15 protein-coding genes and 1 pseudogene are annotated in these 13,183 nt (G+C 72.3%); 6 read left to right on the top strand and 10 right to left on the bottom strand.

Translation table 11 applies throughout. The features are described 5' to 3' along the window. Nucleotides 1–183 (bottom strand): annotated as a pseudogene (locus tag GT030_RS26340) (fructosamine kinase); the annotation flags it as partial. A 338-nt stretch (nt 184–521) separates the two neighbouring features. Here GT030_RS26340 and GT030_RS26335 point away from each other — a divergent pair. Together GT030_RS26335 and GT030_RS26330 are read left to right on the top strand one after the other, a co-directional pair. Beyond that, nucleotides 522–1,106 carry a hypothetical protein gene (locus tag GT030_RS26335; RefSeq protein ID WP_161203244.1) on the top strand — a complete coding sequence of 195 codons (585 nt, stop codon included), beginning with the start codon at nt 522–524 and terminating at the stop codon, nt 1,104–1,106. A 112-nt stretch (nt 1,107–1,218) separates the two neighbouring features. Then, on the top strand, nt 1,219–1,848 hold the full coding sequence (locus GT030_RS26330) for a class F sortase (RefSeq protein WP_161203243.1): 630 nt from the start codon (nt 1,219–1,221) through the stop codon (nt 1,846–1,848). Nucleotides 1,849–1,864: 16 nt separating this feature from the next. Here GT030_RS26330 and GT030_RS26325 read toward each other — a convergent pair whose 3' ends face one another. The 3 genes from GT030_RS26325 to GT030_RS26315 all read right to left on the bottom strand — a co-directional run bounded on the left by GT030_RS26325 (nt 1,865) and on the right by GT030_RS26315 (nt 5,244). Further along, a complete protein-coding gene (locus tag GT030_RS26325) occupies nt 1,865–3,046 on the bottom strand; it encodes a GDSL-type esterase/lipase family protein (protein WP_161203242.1) in 1,182 nt (393 codons plus the stop codon). 33 nt (nt 3,047–3,079) lie between these two features. Further along, a complete protein-coding gene (locus tag GT030_RS26320) occupies nt 3,080–3,649 on the bottom strand; it encodes a TetR/AcrR family transcriptional regulator (RefSeq protein WP_161203241.1) in 570 nt (189 codons plus the stop codon). A 140-nt stretch (nt 3,650–3,789) separates the two neighbouring features. Next, nucleotides 3,790–5,244 carry a glyceraldehyde-3-phosphate dehydrogenase gene (locus tag GT030_RS26315; RefSeq protein WP_161203240.1) on the bottom strand — a complete coding sequence of 485 codons (1,455 nt, stop codon included), beginning with the start codon at nt 5,242–5,244 and terminating at the stop codon, nt 3,790–3,792. Between the two features lie 173 nt (nt 5,245–5,417). Between GT030_RS26315 and GT030_RS26310 the strand changes: the two genes are divergently transcribed. From GT030_RS26310 to GT030_RS26295, 4 genes are all read left to right on the top strand, one after another. Beyond that, nucleotides 5,418–6,626 (top strand): hypothetical protein, encoded by a 1,209-nt coding sequence (locus GT030_RS26310; RefSeq protein WP_346009751.1) that lies wholly within the window; start codon nt 5,418–5,420, stop codon nt 6,624–6,626. A 60-nt stretch (nt 6,627–6,686) separates the two neighbouring features. Then, a complete protein-coding gene (locus GT030_RS26305) occupies nt 6,687–7,007 on the top strand; it encodes a hypothetical protein (protein ID WP_161203239.1) in 321 nt (106 codons plus the stop codon). Between the two features lie 95 nt (nt 7,008–7,102). Further along, a complete protein-coding gene (locus GT030_RS26300; RefSeq protein WP_161203238.1) occupies nt 7,103–7,963 on the top strand; it encodes a PP2C family protein-serine/threonine phosphatase in 861 nt (286 codons plus the stop codon). Nucleotides 7,964–8,011: 48 nt separating this feature from the next. Further along, on the top strand, nt 8,012–9,034 hold the full coding sequence (locus GT030_RS26295; RefSeq protein WP_161203237.1) for an MASE1 domain-containing protein: 1,023 nt from the start codon (nt 8,012–8,014) through the stop codon (nt 9,032–9,034). Here GT030_RS26295 and GT030_RS26290 read toward each other — a convergent pair. From GT030_RS26290 to GT030_RS26265, 6 genes are all read right to left on the bottom strand, one after another. Further along, on the bottom strand, nt 9,031–9,456 hold the full coding sequence (locus GT030_RS26290; protein WP_237522835.1) for an ATP-binding protein: 426 nt from the start codon (nt 9,454–9,456) through the stop codon (nt 9,031–9,033). The two genes, GT030_RS26295 and GT030_RS26290, sit on opposite strands and share 4 nt — an antisense overlap. A gap of 257 nt (nt 9,457–9,713) precedes the next feature. Then, nucleotides 9,714–9,887: a CsbD family protein gene (locus GT030_RS26285; protein ID WP_086695494.1), complete on the bottom strand. Its 174-nt coding sequence runs from the start codon at nt 9,885–9,887 to the stop codon at nt 9,714–9,716. Between the two features lie 86 nt (nt 9,888–9,973). After that, nucleotides 9,974–10,612 carry a DedA family protein gene (locus tag GT030_RS26280; protein ID WP_161203235.1) on the bottom strand — a complete coding sequence of 213 codons (639 nt, stop codon included), beginning with the start codon at nt 10,610–10,612 and terminating at the stop codon, nt 9,974–9,976. A gap of 64 nt (nt 10,613–10,676) precedes the next feature. Continuing rightward, nucleotides 10,677–11,921, bottom strand: coding sequence for a cation:proton antiporter (locus tag GT030_RS26275; protein WP_161203234.1), 1,245 nt, complete (start codon nt 11,919–11,921; stop codon nt 10,677–10,679). A 5-nt stretch (nt 11,922–11,926) separates the two neighbouring features. Further along, complete coding sequence (locus tag GT030_RS26270; protein WP_161203233.1) at nt 11,927–12,412, bottom strand: cation:proton antiporter regulatory subunit; 486 nt, start codon at nt 12,410–12,412, stop codon at nt 11,927–11,929. Nucleotides 12,413–12,533: 121 nt separating this feature from the next. Next, nucleotides 12,534–13,183 (bottom strand): aldo/keto reductase (locus GT030_RS26265; protein ID WP_202460585.1); only part of this gene is annotated, 650 nt, incomplete at its 5' end.

Below are 13,183 nucleotides of genomic sequence, written 5' to 3'. Positions count from 1 at the left end.
CCAGCGCAGCCCGGCCGCCTCGGCGCGCACCGCGCCGGGGCCGTCGCCGCGCTTGACCATCACCGTGGTGCCGTCGTCCAGGGTGACCTCGGCGGGCGAGCCGGCCCCCACCGGGCCGCCCGTGACCCGGCGCCCGGTCAGCCGGGACACGGTCAGCGCGGGATCTTCGACTCGCTCGATCACGGCCCCAGAGTACGACCCGCAAAAGCCCGGCCACGTCAGGAACTTCGAGCATCGCTACGACGGTTTTCGGCCAAGTTTGCCCGGAATGTGGGGCGGTGACGTCCGTTTCGCCGCCAACGGGCGCGGCCGGTTCCGCGCCCGCCCGCCGGACGGGTAACCGGCTGGTCCGTTCGGGGGTCGCACCGGCGTGTCGCTGGGACAGACGGGTGGAGAGCTGACCCGGCTGGACGGCCCGGATGGTGCGCGGCGCCGGGTGGTCCGACGGTGGATCATGTCGAGGCCGGGTCATGTCAGCCGATGAGGATTCCGCTGCCCGGCCACGGCGGAAGGACACCGACATGCGCTCTGCCCGCATTCTGCTCGCCACGGCGGCCGCGTCCGCCGCCCTCGCCCTGGCGCCCGGCGCCGCGCTCGCCGGGGACGACGGAGGCCGGGACGACTCCTCCTACAACAAGCAGCACGACAGCGACTCGGACCGGGACAAGGGCTCCGGTGACAAGGAGTCCGGCGGCCGCGACTCCGGTGGCGGCGACTCCGGCGGCAAGGACTCCGGCCGTGACTCCTACGACTCCGACTCCGGCGGCCCGCGTGGCGGTATGCACACCGGTGGCGGCGCCCTCGCGGCCGTCGGCAGCGACGACTGGAGCTCCGGCTCCAGCGACGACAGCCGCTTCGACCCGGAGAGCTACAAGGACAAGGGTGACGGCGGCGGCAGCAGCGGCGGCAGCGGCGGCAAGGACAGCGGAGGCAAGGACTCCGGCGGCAAGGACGACTCCGACAGTCCGCGCGGCGGCATGCACACCGGCGGCGGCGCCCTCGCCGGCTCCGGTGGCGTGACCACGGGCGGCGTCGCGGTCCTCGCCGCCGGTGCCGTCGGCGCCTACGCGCTGCGCCGCAAGAAGGCCGCCGGTCCGGCCTCCTGACCGCCCCCGTGACCCAGGGGCCGTGGCCGCCGTCGACGCCGTACCGCGTCGGCGGCCCGCGCCCCCCTGATCGAGATCCCTGTGCTGCCGTGCCCGAGCGAGGTGGTGTCCGATGGCAGCAGACCCTTCCGGTGACAACGCGGGCCGGGGCGGCCGGCTGACGCTGTGGGGGGCGGCCGCCGCGATCCTGGCGCTCAGCGTCTTCGGCGGCCACCACGGCACGGGCGACGGCACCGGCACGGCCCGCACCGAGACCGCGACGGCGGGCGCGATCCAGGCGGGAGCCCCGCTGCCCCGCTCGGCGCCGACCCGGCTGCGCATCCCCAAGATCGGCGTGGACGCGCCCTTCACCGCCCTCGTCCTCGCCTCGAACGGCCAGTTGGAGCCCCCGCCCGCGGGCAACACCAACCTCGTCGGCTGGTACAGCAAGGGCGCGTCGCCCGGCGAGAAGGGCACCTCGGTCATCGCCGGCCACGTGGACACGACCACCTCGGCGGCCGTCTTCGCCAACCTCGACGACCTGGCGCCCGGTGACCGCTTCTCGGTGGAGCGTGCCGACGGCAACACCGCCGACTTCGTCGTGGACAGCGCCGACACCTTCGCCAAGGACGACTTCCCCAGCGAGCGGGTGTACGCGAACGCCACGCGCCCCGAGGTCCGGCTCATCACCTGCGCCGGGGACTACGACCACTCGGCGAAGGACTACACGGAGAACCTGGTCGTCTTCGGCCACCTCGTCTGACCCGGCGGCCCCGCGCTCACCGGGCGCGGGGCGGCGCCAGGGGGCCACCGGACGTGAAGGCGAGCTTCGCGAACCGTTCGCCGATCCGCCGGTGCGCGGCACCGTCCGGGTGGAGCCCGTCGGGCAGCGGCAGCTCCGCGAAGTCGGCCTCGCCGTACAGCTCGCGTCCGTCGAGCAGGTGCAGATGGGGGTCCTCGGTGGAGCGCTGCGCCACGATCCGGGCCAGCTCCGCCCGTACGGCGTTCAGCGTCAGCTTGCCCTGGGCGGCCTCGGCCGGGTCCCCGGCCGCGCGGAACGCGATACGCCCCTCGCTCAGTGCGGAGAGGTCCGGCATGGTGGGGCCGGGGGTGTCCTCGTGCATCGGGCACAGGATGGGGGAGATCACGAGCAGCGGGGTGCCGGGGTGGCCCTCGCGGATGGTGTCCAGGAAGCCGTGGACGGCGGGCCCGAACGCCCGCAGCCGCATCAGGTCGGTGTTGACCAGGTTGATGCCCAGCTTCACGCTGATCAGATCGGCCGGGGTGTCCCGCAGCGCGCGGGCGGTGAACGGGTCCAGCAGGGCGCTGCCGCCGAGTCCCAGGTTGACCAGCTCGACCCCGCCGAGCGAGGCGGCGACGGCGGGCCAGACACCGGTCGGGCTCGCCGCGTCCGAGCCGTGGCTGATGGAGCTGCCGTGGTGCAGCCACACCGGCCGGTCCGACGCGGGTACGGGCTCCACGGACGCGTCGGTGCGCAGGGCGACCAGCTCGGTGGTCTCGTTGTGCGGCAGCCAGATCTCCACGGTCTTGTCCGCGGCGGACAGCCCGCTGAAGCGGGCGGTGCCGACGGGACCGCGAGTCAGTTCGCCGGCGCCGGTGGTCATGTCGAGGGTCAGCGTGTCGCCGCCGCCGACCGTGGCGCTGCCCGCCGGGCGGCCGTCCACCAGCAGGTCGTAGACGCCGTCCGGGCGGGGCGGTGCGCCCAGGTAGGCCCGTTTGGTGGGCACGGTGTCCAGCTCGATCACGGTGGCACGGGTGCGGAACACCAGCCGTACCCCGGAGGGCTGGGACTCCACCATGTGCAGTTGCGGGTCGGCGCACTGCGCGCGGGCCCGCGCGGGCAGCCGGTGAGGGAGGAGGCCGCGCTCGGTGCGCTCCAGCTCCAGGGCGCCCCGGACGAGGCCGGCGGTGAGGGGGGTGCTGGTCCAGTCGGTGGTCATCGGAAGGTCCGTCGGCAGTAGGAACAGGGCGGTTCAGGAGGCGGGCCAGTTGCGCAGGAGGGCGTCGAGCGCGTCGAGGACGCGGTCCCAGGACTCCTGCGAACCGGGGGCGCTGTGGTCGAACCCGCCCGCCGACTCCAGGCCCACATAGCCGCTGAACACACTGCCCAGCAGGCGTACGGCATGGGTCTGCTCGGGCTCGGCGAGGTCGTAGCCGCGCAGGATCGCCCGGGTCATCTGGGCGTGCCGGACGCCCGCGCTGGCGGCGGCGGTCTCCGGGTCGAGCCGGTACCGGGCCGCCTCGAAGCGGCCGGGGTGCGCGCGGGCGTAGTCGCGGTAGGCGTTGGCGAAGGCGGTCAGGGCGTCCTTCCCGGCCCGGCCCGCGAGGGCCTCGGCGGCGCGGTCGGCCAGCTCCTCCAGGGCGAGCAGCGCGATCCGGGTGCGCAGGTCGTGGGAGTTGCGCAGATGCGAGTACAGGCTCGCGGTCTTCACGTCGAAGCGCCGGGCCAGCGCCGACACCGTGACCTGCTGGAACCCGGCCTCGTCGGCCAGCTCCGCCCCGGCCCGGACCAGCCGCTCCGTACTCAGCCCCGCACGCACCATGGACCCGCCTCCTTGAGAACCTGACCGATTATGTATTTGCCTAAAGGCTTTAGGCAAATGGGGGACAGGTGTAGGCAGGTATGCCGACGGCCGCCGACCGGAGTGCGGTCGGCGGCCGTCCTAGGTCACCACGGGGTCGCTCAGACCTCCGGCGCCGGGTAGGTCGGGTACTCCACGCCCGAGACGTGCTGGACGACCCGGACCACCTGGCAGGAGTAGCCGAACTCGTTGTCGTACCAGAGGTAGAGGATCGCGTTGTCGCCGTCGACCTTCAGGGCGCCCCCGTCGACGATCGAGGCGTTGCGGGAGCCGATGAAGTCGCTGGAGACCGCGTCGGGCGCCGTGGTGAAGTCGATCTGGCGCTTGAGCGGAGAGGTCAGCGACACCTCGCGCAGGTAGTCGTGGACCTCCTCGCGGGTGGTCTCGCGGCCGAGGCGCAGGTTCAGGATGGCGATCGAGACGTCCGGCACCGGCACCCGGATCGAGCTGCCGGTGATCGGCGCCTTGAGGTCCGGCAGCGCCTTCGACACGGCGGACGCGGCACCGGTCTCGGTGATCACCATGTTGAGCGGCGCGGACCGGCCCCGGCGCTCGGCCTTGTGGTAATTGTCCAGCAGGTTCTGGTCGTTGGTGAACGAGTGGACCGTCTCGACGTGGCCGCGCAGCACCCCGTACTCGTCGTCCATGGCCTTCAGCGGCGGGACGATGGCGTTGGTGGTGCAGGACGCGCAGGACAGGATCTGCTCGTCCGGCTTGATGGTGTCGTGGTTGACGCCGTGCACGATGTTCGGCACGTCACCCTTGCCGGGCGCGGTCAGTACGACCTTGTCGATGCCGGGCCGCAGGTGCTTGGACAGGCCCGCGCGGTCACGCCAGTTGCCGGTGTTGTCGATCAGGATGGCGTCGCGGATGCCGTACTCGGTGTAGTCCACGGAGGACGGGTCGTCGGCGTAGATCACCTTGATCTCGTTGCCGTTGGCGACGATCGTGCTGGCGTCCTCGTCCACCGTGATGGTGCCCTGGAACTGGCCGTGGATCGAGTCGCGGCGCAGCAGCGAGGCCCGCTTGACCAGGTCGCCGGCGGCCTTGGCGCCACCGCCCCGGACCACGACGGCCCGCAGACGCAGGCCGTTGCCCGAACCGGCCTTCTCGATCAGCAGGCGCGCGACCAGCCGGCCGATGCGGCCGAAGCCGTACAGCACGACGTCGCGCGGCGCACGGCGCTCGATCTTCTCGGCGCCGGTGGCCCCGGCGACCGCCTCGGCGGTGAACTCCGCCACGCTCAGTCCCCGGTCGTCGGCCTTGTACGTCGCGGCCAGCATGCCGAGGTCGATCTGGGCGGGGCCGAGGTCGAGGGCGGCCAGCGCCTTCAGGAACGGCATCGTCTCGGTGACCGACAGCTCGGCGCCCGCGATCTGCCGGGCGAAGCGGTGGGTCTTGAGGATGCTGACCACCGACTTGTTCACCAGGGAGCGGCTGTGCAGCAGGACGGTCACGTCCCGCTCGCGGTGCAGCTTCCCGATGATCGGGATCATCGACTCCGCGATCTCCTCGCGGTGCTTCCAGTTCGTGAACGAGTCGTCGTTGACAGTCACAGATCTATCTTTCGAGCTAGGCGGCGCTCATATGGTAAACACACCCTACTTTGATCACCGAAGCCGCCTGTCAGGGGGGTCGGGCCGGGCGCCGTTCCTGAATCAGGGTGGAAGAACACGCGACACCCTGGCACCGCATTGCACCGCCTGTACGGCATGACCATGGTCGAAGCGTGATCACGTCTTCCGCACCCCGGCCCGGAGCGGCCACCGCCCCCGGCCCGGCGCGCCGCCGCGCACTGCCCCTGATCGTCCGCCACCGCGCACCGCACGGCGCCCTCCTCGCCCTCGCGCTGTTCGCCGCCGTCCGCGCGGCGGGCATCGCCGCCGTGATCGCCACCAACGCGCTGACCGGCCGCCCCCCGGTGCGCAACCTCGCCCACTCCTGGGACTCGCGCTGGTACCTCCACATCGCCGCGCACGGCTACGGCCGGCTCATCTGGATCACCCCCACCGGGGGAGTGCAGAGCGACTGGGCCTTCTTCCCGCTCTACCCGGCCCTCGTCCGGGCCGCCGACACCGTCCTCCCGCTCACCCCGGCCGCGGCGGCCGTGCTCATCTCCTGGACGGCCGCCGTCGTCGCCGCCTACGGCGTCTACCTGATCGGCCACCATCTGTACGGCCGCGCCACCGCCACGGCCCTCGTCGCGCTGTGGGCCGCGCTGCCGCACGCGGTGGAACTGACCATCGCCTACACCGAGTCCCTCTTCGCCGCCCTGGCCGCCTGGTCCCTGTACTGCGTGCTCAAGGACCGCTGGCTGTGGGCGGGCACGCTCGCCCTCCTGGCCGGCCTCGCCCGGCCCACCGGCTTCGCGGTGGCGGCCGCCGTCATCGCCGCCGCCGCACAGCAGCTCTGGCTGCGGCGCGGACAGGTCGTCCCCGGTGTGTGGGCGGCCGCCCTGCTCGCCCCGCTCGGCTGGCTCGGCTACGTCCTCTGGGTCGGCTGGTGCACCGGCGACCTGACGGGCGGCTACTTCTCGGTGCAGGGTGCCTGGGGCTCCCGTATCGACTTCGGCGCCGGGGCCGCCCGCTTCGTCGGCGCGCTGCTCGCCCACGGCGGCCAGGTCGTCTACCCCGTCGCCCTCGCCCTCGTGCTGATCAGCCTGGTGCTGTTGGCGCTGCTCTGCCTGGAACGCGCCCCGCTGGCCCTGGTCGCCTTCGCCGGCGTCCTGGTGCTGCTGGTGGTCCTCGGCTCCGGCTCCTTCTCCTCCAAGCCACGCTTCCTGCTGCCGGCCTTCCCGCTGCTCATCCCGGCCGCCCGCGCGCTCACCCGCACCTGGCGGACCCGTCCCGCCGCGGCCCTTCTGGTCGGCGGCGCCCTGGCCGTCGTCTCCGTGCTGTACGGCGCCTACGTCACGGTGCTCGTCCATTCACCCCTGTGACCCGCGCCGGTGCGAAGGCCCGGAAAGGGGGTAGACGGGGGCTTCGAGGAAAGGACGACCATGACGACCTACGTGATCACCGTGCCCGGCACTTTCACCACGGACATCGAGGCCGACACCCGCACCCGGCTGGGCCGGGCCCTGCGTCCCGCCGACCCGCACGGCACCGACCTGGGCAGCGCCGAGGACCTCGACACCGTCAACGTCAACGAGGACGGCACCTTCACCCTCCATCTCACCGTCGAGGCCGACAACAACAAGCACGCCGAGCAGGAGGCCCGCCGCCTCGCGGACGAAGCCCTGCGCACCGTCGGACTGGACGAGAACACCGCGCCGCTCGGGCCCGCCGTGATCACCGGCATCGACTCCCAGGTGCACTGAACGGTCCGTGGCGGGCCGCCCCGGACGCCGAAAGCGCCTGAATGGGTAAAATCCAGACAATGGCCCGCCAGGATCACCGCCCACCGGGGTGAACGATGTTCCGCAAGCGCTCCACGGACGAAGGCGACGAGCTGCTGGCCAGACTCGGCTCGCTCACCGCCCAGGCGCGTGAGCGCGCGGAACAGCAGCGCAGCCAGGTCGAGCTGGCCGTCGCCCTCCAGCGCGGCATGCTCCCGCGCGACCTGCCCCGCCACCCCGGCCTGCACCTCGCGGTGCGCTACGCCCCCGCCAACCAGGGCCTCAACGTGGGCGGCGACTGGTACGACGCCTTCGCCATGCCGGACGGCAAGATCGGCCTCACCATCGGCGACGTCCAGGGACACAACATCGAGGCCGCCGCCTTCATGGGCCAGGTGCGGGCCGCGCTGCGCGCGCTCGCCTCCGTCACCGGCGAACCGGGCGAACTGCTCGCCCGTACCAACGACATGCTGCTCACTCTCGGCAGCGACCTCTTCGCCACCTGCACCTTCCTCCGGCTGGACCCCGTCACGGGCGTCCTGGAGAGCGCGCGGGCCGGGCACATCCCCTTCGTCTGGGCCACGGCCGACGGCAGGTCCGGCGTCGTCCACGACCTGGGCGGGCCGCCGCTCGGCATCCAGCCCGGCATGGACTACCGCGTCACCCGGCACCGGCTCTCCACCGGCGGTGTCTTCGTCCTGCTCACCGACGGCGTCGTGGAAGGGCCCTCACTGCACGTCGAGGACGGCCTCGCCCAAGTGGTCCGCCTCGCGGGCATCGCCGCCGTCGCCGGCCTGAAGGTGCACGCGCTCGCCGCCGCCGTGATCAAGGGCGCCGACCATGTGGGCCACGACGACGACGCGGCCGTACTCGTCGTCGGCCGCGACGGCCCGAACACCCCGCCACCGCCCGCGCAGCCCCGCGTCGTTAGGCCATAGGCGGCGTTCGCCTCGCCGCTCCCGGCCGACCGGTGTGAGAGTTGCCGGGTGGTGGCATTCCCTGAAGCGCGTCGGCCGGGCGGCCATGCCGCCTTGGTCGTGGCCGTCGCGGTCTGCTATTTCGCGGCCGGGCGCCTCGGCCTGCTCTGCAAGCTCACCGTCGACGGCGCCGTCGTCACCCCCATCTGGCCGCCGACCGGCGTGGCCGTCGCCGCCCTGCTGATCCTCGGGGTGCGGTACTGGCCCGGCGTCACGATCGGCGCCTACCTCATCGTCCTGTCGCTGGACACGCCGCTGCTCTACTCGCTCGGCTACATGGCCGGCAACACCCTTGCCCCGCTGGCGGCGGTGGCGCTGCTGCGCCGGGCGGGGTTCCGTACCGACCTCAGGCGGCTGCGTGACGGGCTCGCGCTGGTGTTCTTCGGCGCGCTGGGCGCCATGCTGATCAGCTCGACCCTGGGGGTCGCCCTGCTCGTGGCGACCGACCGGATGCCCGCGCACGCCTTCTGGACCGTGTGGCTCGCCTGGTGGGTGGGGGACGCCATGGGTGTGCTGCTGGTCACCCCGCTGCTGCTCCTGTTCCGCCACGCCCAGGGACTGCGGCCGACACCCCGTCGGTGGGAGGCCGGCACGCTGGCCGTGGCCGCCGTCTGCGTCGTCCCGTTCGCCGTCACCAGCCACCTCAGCCTGCTGTTCCTGGTGTACCCGCTGATCATCTGGGGCGCGCTCCGCTTCGAGCTGGTCGGCAGCATGATCTGCGCGCTGTCCACCTCGGTACTCGCAGCGCTCGTCGCCAACAACGAGGTGGGCGCCTTCCGGGGGCTGAGCCGCCTCGAGGTCATGGCCAAGCTCCAGGGGTTCAACGGCACCATGGCGCTGACCGCGCTGCTGCTGTCCGCCGTGATCACGGAGCAGCGGCACACCCGGCGCTCCGTGGAGCGGGCCTGCGAGGAACTGGTCGAGGTGCTGGAACACCTCACCGCGGGGGAGGCCCCGCCACCCCGCCCGGCCCCCGAGGACGCCGACCCCCAGCTCCGGCCCGGCGACGACGCCCGGCCGCCGGGCCGTTAGGAGAGCGTCGTCCCGTTGTCCAGCGCCACCGACGCGGTGACCCGCTTGCCGCGGCCCAGTGGAGTCACCTCCAGTGCGCCGCAGAGCAGCGTCACCAGCCGCAGCCCGTGGCCACCCACCCGCTCGGGGTTGGGCGGGCGGTGCCGGGGCGGGCGGGGCGAGGAGTCCGTGACGCTGATCAGCAGCGCCGCCGGGTCCGGTACCACTTGCATGTGCAGCGTGAACGGCCCCGGCGCGTGCTTGAGCGCGTTGGTCACCAGCTCGCTGGCGACGAGCTGCGCGTCCTGCACCGTACGCGCCGATGGGGTGGGGCGGACCCGCATGAGCAGGTCGGCGACCGCGTCCCTGGCCTCCGGGAGGGATGCGGTGTCGGCATCCCAGCGGCGGCTGTAGCGCGGCAGCTCCGGCGTGGTCCGCGTCATGGTGTCTGTCGTGAGGGGGAGGTCCATGCGGAATCGCCCTTCTCCCGTGGTGGCCGGTTCAGGCCCCGTCGTGCGATCGCGGAGGATCGTCCCTTCTCCATCCGGCTACCCCCAGTTCCGCCGATCAAGGGGCGTCCGGGCGGGAATCCTCCGGACGTGTGAGAACGGCCCGGTAAGACATCGGGCACACAAAGCGGCGGGCCCGGAAATCCGCGAATGGAATTTCCGGGCCCGCCCCGGTACGGCATCGCACCGACTCAGTGTTTGAACGTGTCCTTCGCCTTTTCCTTGGCCTGGCGGGCGTCGCCCTTGGCGCCTTCGGCGCGGCCCTCGGCCTCCATGCGCTCGTTCCCGACGGCCTTGCCCATGGTCTCCTTGACCTTGCCCTTGAGCTGCTCCGCCTTGGCCTTGCCCTTCTGGTCACCAGCCATGGGGTATTCACATCCCAACGTTTTCGGTGCGTGGTCGACATCCGGATATCCCCAACGCCGCCGGCCAAACCAAAAAAAGCCGAAGTTCATTGACCGGCGTCGTTCCGGCGGGCCCGCCGGCGCCGTGCCAGATGCCGGACGACCAGCGCCGCCACCAGCAATCCGACGGCGATGAGCACGTAACGCTGATAGCGGACGATCTCGTCGTACACCGCCGTGATGTGGCTGCCCGCCAGATATGCCAGCGAGGACCACAGGCCCACCCAGAGGGCCGCGCCGAGCGCGTTGAAGGCGAGGAAGCGGGGCCAGGGCATCCCGGTGGTGCCCGCGATGATCCCGTTGGCCTGGCGCAGCCCCTCCACGAAGCGGGCCACGGTGACGATCTTGCCGCCGTGCCGCCGGAAGAACGCCTCCGCCGCCTCGAAGCGCTTCGGCGTCAGCAGGACGTACTTGCCCCAGCGCTCCACGAACGCCCGGCCGCCCGTACGGCCGATCACATACCCGACGTTGTCCCCGAGGACCGCCGCCGCGAACGCGATGACCGCCACGGCGACGATGTTCAGCTCGCCCGCACCGGCGTAGACCCCGGCCGCGAGCAGAATCGTCTCGCCCGGCGCCGGGACCCCGAAGTCCTCCAGGAAGACGACCGCGCCGACGGCCCAGTAGCCGTAGTGACCGAGCAGCGGGGCCAGCGGCGCCAGCGGGCCGGGGAGGGGAGGCGGCATGGCATCACGGTACGCCGCGCCGCGCCGCGCCCCGCCCCTGTGTGACCTGCGCGAAGGGCCGTGCTCAGGAGCGGCCCACCGCGTCCTGGTCGCGCACCTCCACCGGGGCGGACGGCTCCGCGGCCGGCTCGGCGCGGGCCGTGCGGGCCCGGCGCCACTTGGCGATCCCCAGGGCGATCTGGTCGGTGTAGCGCGCGGTCAGCGGGCCGACGACCACCAGGATCAGCACGTACGCGGTGGCCAGCGGGCCCAGCCGGGAGTCGATGCCCGAGGTGACCGCGAGACCGGCGATGACCACCGAGAACTCGCCGCGCGCCACCAGCGTGCCGCCCGCCCGCCAGCGGCCCCGCACGGAGACACCCGCGCGCCGCGCCGCCCAGTAGCCGGTGGCGATCTTGGTGAGGGCGGTGACGGCCGCGAGGGCCAGCGCGGGCAGCAGCACCGGCGGGATGCTCGCCGGGTCGGTGTGCAGCCCGAAGAACACGAAGAACACCGCGGCGAACAGGTCCCGCAACGGTGCCAGCAGGTTGTGCGCGCCCTCGGCGACCTCGCCGGAGAGCGCGATGCCCACCAGGAAGGCGCCGACCGCCGCGGAGACCTGGAGCTGCTGGGCGAGCCCGGCCACCAGCAGGGTGAGGCCGAGGACCACCAGCAGCAGCTTCTCCGGGTCGTCGCTGGAGACGAAGCGGGAGATGACCCGGCCGAAGCGCAGCGCCAGCAGCAGCACCAGACCGGCCACGCCGAGCGCGATGGCGAGCGTGATGCCACCCGCGACGAAGCCCGTACCGGCCAGCAGGGCGGTGACCAGCGGGAGGTAGACCGCCATCGACAGATCCTCCAGCACCAGGATGCTGAGGATCACCGGGGTCTCCCGGTTGCCGATCCGGCCCAGGTCGCCCAGGACCTTGGCGATGACGCCGGAGGACGAGATCCAGGTGATGCCGGCCAGCACCACGGCGGCGATGGGACCCCAGCCCAGCAGCAGCGCCATCACGGCACCCGGCACCGCGTTCAGCGCGAAGTCCACCAGACCGGCCGGGTACTGCGTCTTGAGGTTGGAGACCAGGTCACCGGCGGTGTACTCCAGGCCGAGCATGAGCAGCAGCAGGATCACGCCGATCTCGGCGCCGATCGCCACGAACTCCTCGCTGGCGCCCAGCGGCAGCAGCCCGCCCTCGCCGAAGGCCAGCCCGGCGAGCAGATAGAGCGGGATGGGGGAGAACCTCAGCCGGGCGGCGAGCCGTCCGAGCAGGCCGAGGGCCAGGATGATGGCGCCGAACTCGATGAGGAAGACCGCGGAGGAATGCATCCGGATCACTCCCTGCCGAGGATCTCGGCGGCCGCGTCGACGCCCTCGCGGGTGCCGATCACGATGAGCGTGTCACCGCCCGCGAGCCGGAAGCCCGGACCGGGGGAGGGGATGGCGTCGGCGCGGCGGAGCACGGCCACGATCGACACACCGGTCTCGGTGCGCATCCGGGTGTCCCCGAGCAGCCGCCCGTTCCAGTGCGAGACGGAGGACAGTGAGATGCGCTCGGCGACCAGGCCGAGCTCGGTGGTGGAGAGCAGGCTGGGGCTCTGGTGCGTCGGCATCAGCGTCCTGGCGATGGCTTCCGCCTCGCCGCCGGTCAACGGCACCGACAGCGCGCACGCGTCGGGGTCGTCCTCGCGGTAGGCGCTCAGCGTCCGCGCCCCGTCGCGGTGGGCCACCACCGACAGCCGGCGGTGTTCGCGGGTGGTGAGGTCGTACCGGACGCCGATCCCCGGCAACGGCGTCCTACTCGTACGTGCGGTGCCCATGGCAACCCCCCTGACCTTTTTGACAGTTTCTTGGTGCAACCATTGCCCACACCCTAACTTGGCGGTGCATGGCCACACGGAAAGCGGTCTCAGGGGGGTCCCGTCATGCTTTGTACGCTTCTCAGCCGCCGAGGTTGCCCTGCCGGGCGTCGGCCCACAGGTCGACCCCGCCGTCCGTGGCGTACTTGTCGATCTCGGCCAGCTCCTCGGCGCTGAACTCCAGGTTCTGCAGCGCCGCCACGTTCTGCTCGAGCTGCTCGGTGCGCGAGGCGCCGATCACCAGCGAGGTCACCCGCTCGTCACGCAGCGCCCAGGCCAGCGCCATCTGCGCCAGGGACTGACCGCGCCGGGCCGCGATGTCGTTCAGGGCGCGCAGCCGGCCGCGCATGTCCTCGGTCAGCCAGGACTGGTCGAAGGACTTGCCCGCCGCAGCCCGCGAGTCCTCCGGCACGCCGTCCAGGTAGCGGCCGGTCAGCAGGCCCTGCGCCAGCGCCGTGAAGCCGATGACACCGAAGCCCTCCTCCTCCGCCACGTCCAGCAGACCCTCGGTCTCGATCCAGCGGTTGAGCATGTTGTACGACGGCTGGTGGATCAGCATCGGCGTGCCCAGCTCGCGCAGGATCGCCGCGGCCTGCCGGGTGCGCTCGGCGTCGTAGGAGGAGATGCCGACGTACAGCGCCTTGCCCTGGCGGACGGCGGTGTCGAGCGCGCCCATCGTCTCCTCCAGCGGCGTGCTGGCGTCCAGCCGGTGGGAGTAGAAGATGTCCACAT

The organism is Streptomyces sp. SID1328 (genome assembly GCF_009865595.1).
Classification (GTDB): domain Bacteria; phylum Actinomycetota; class Actinomycetes; order Streptomycetales; family Streptomycetaceae; genus Streptomyces; species Streptomyces griseoluteus.
The sequence above is the reverse complement of the archived record's forward strand: the minus strand, read 5'-3'. Positions and strand labels throughout refer to the sequence as shown.

Excerpts from the sequence above, each read along its gene's own strand:
- GT030_RS26335 (WP_161203244.1), top strand. The coding sequence starts at position 522 with ATGCGCTCTGCCCGCATTCTGCTCGCCACGGCGGCCGCGTCCGCCGCC.
- GT030_RS26330 (WP_161203243.1), top strand. The coding sequence starts at position 1,219 with ATGGCAGCAGACCCTTCCGGTGACAACGCGGGCCGGGGCGGCCGGCTG.
- GT030_RS26325 (WP_161203242.1), bottom strand. The coding sequence starts at position 3,046 with ATGACCACCGACTGGACCAGCACCCCCCTCACCGCCGGCCTCGTCCGG.
- GT030_RS26320 (WP_161203241.1), bottom strand. The coding sequence starts at position 3,649 with ATGGTGCGTGCGGGGCTGAGTACGGAGCGGCTGGTCCGGGCCGGGGCG.
- GT030_RS26305 (WP_161203239.1), top strand. The coding sequence starts at position 6,687 with ATGACGACCTACGTGATCACCGTGCCCGGCACTTTCACCACGGACATC.
- GT030_RS26300 (WP_161203238.1), top strand. The coding sequence starts at position 7,103 with ATGTTCCGCAAGCGCTCCACGGACGAAGGCGACGAGCTGCTGGCCAGA.
- GT030_RS26290 (WP_237522835.1), bottom strand. The coding sequence starts at position 9,456 with ATGACGCGGACCACGCCGGAGCTGCCGCGCTACAGCCGCCGCTGGGAT.
- GT030_RS26285 (WP_086695494.1), bottom strand. The coding sequence starts at position 9,887 with ATGGCTGGTGACCAGAAGGGCAAGGCCAAGGCGGAGCAGCTCAAGGGC.
- GT030_RS26280 (WP_161203235.1), bottom strand. The coding sequence starts at position 10,612 with ATGCCGCCTCCCCTCCCCGGCCCGCTGGCGCCGCTGGCCCCGCTGCTC.
- GT030_RS26275 (WP_161203234.1), bottom strand. The coding sequence starts at position 11,921 with ATGCATTCCTCCGCGGTCTTCCTCATCGAGTTCGGCGCCATCATCCTG.
- GT030_RS26270 (WP_161203233.1), bottom strand. The coding sequence starts at position 12,412 with ATGGGCACCGCACGTACGAGTAGGACGCCGTTGCCGGGGATCGGCGTC.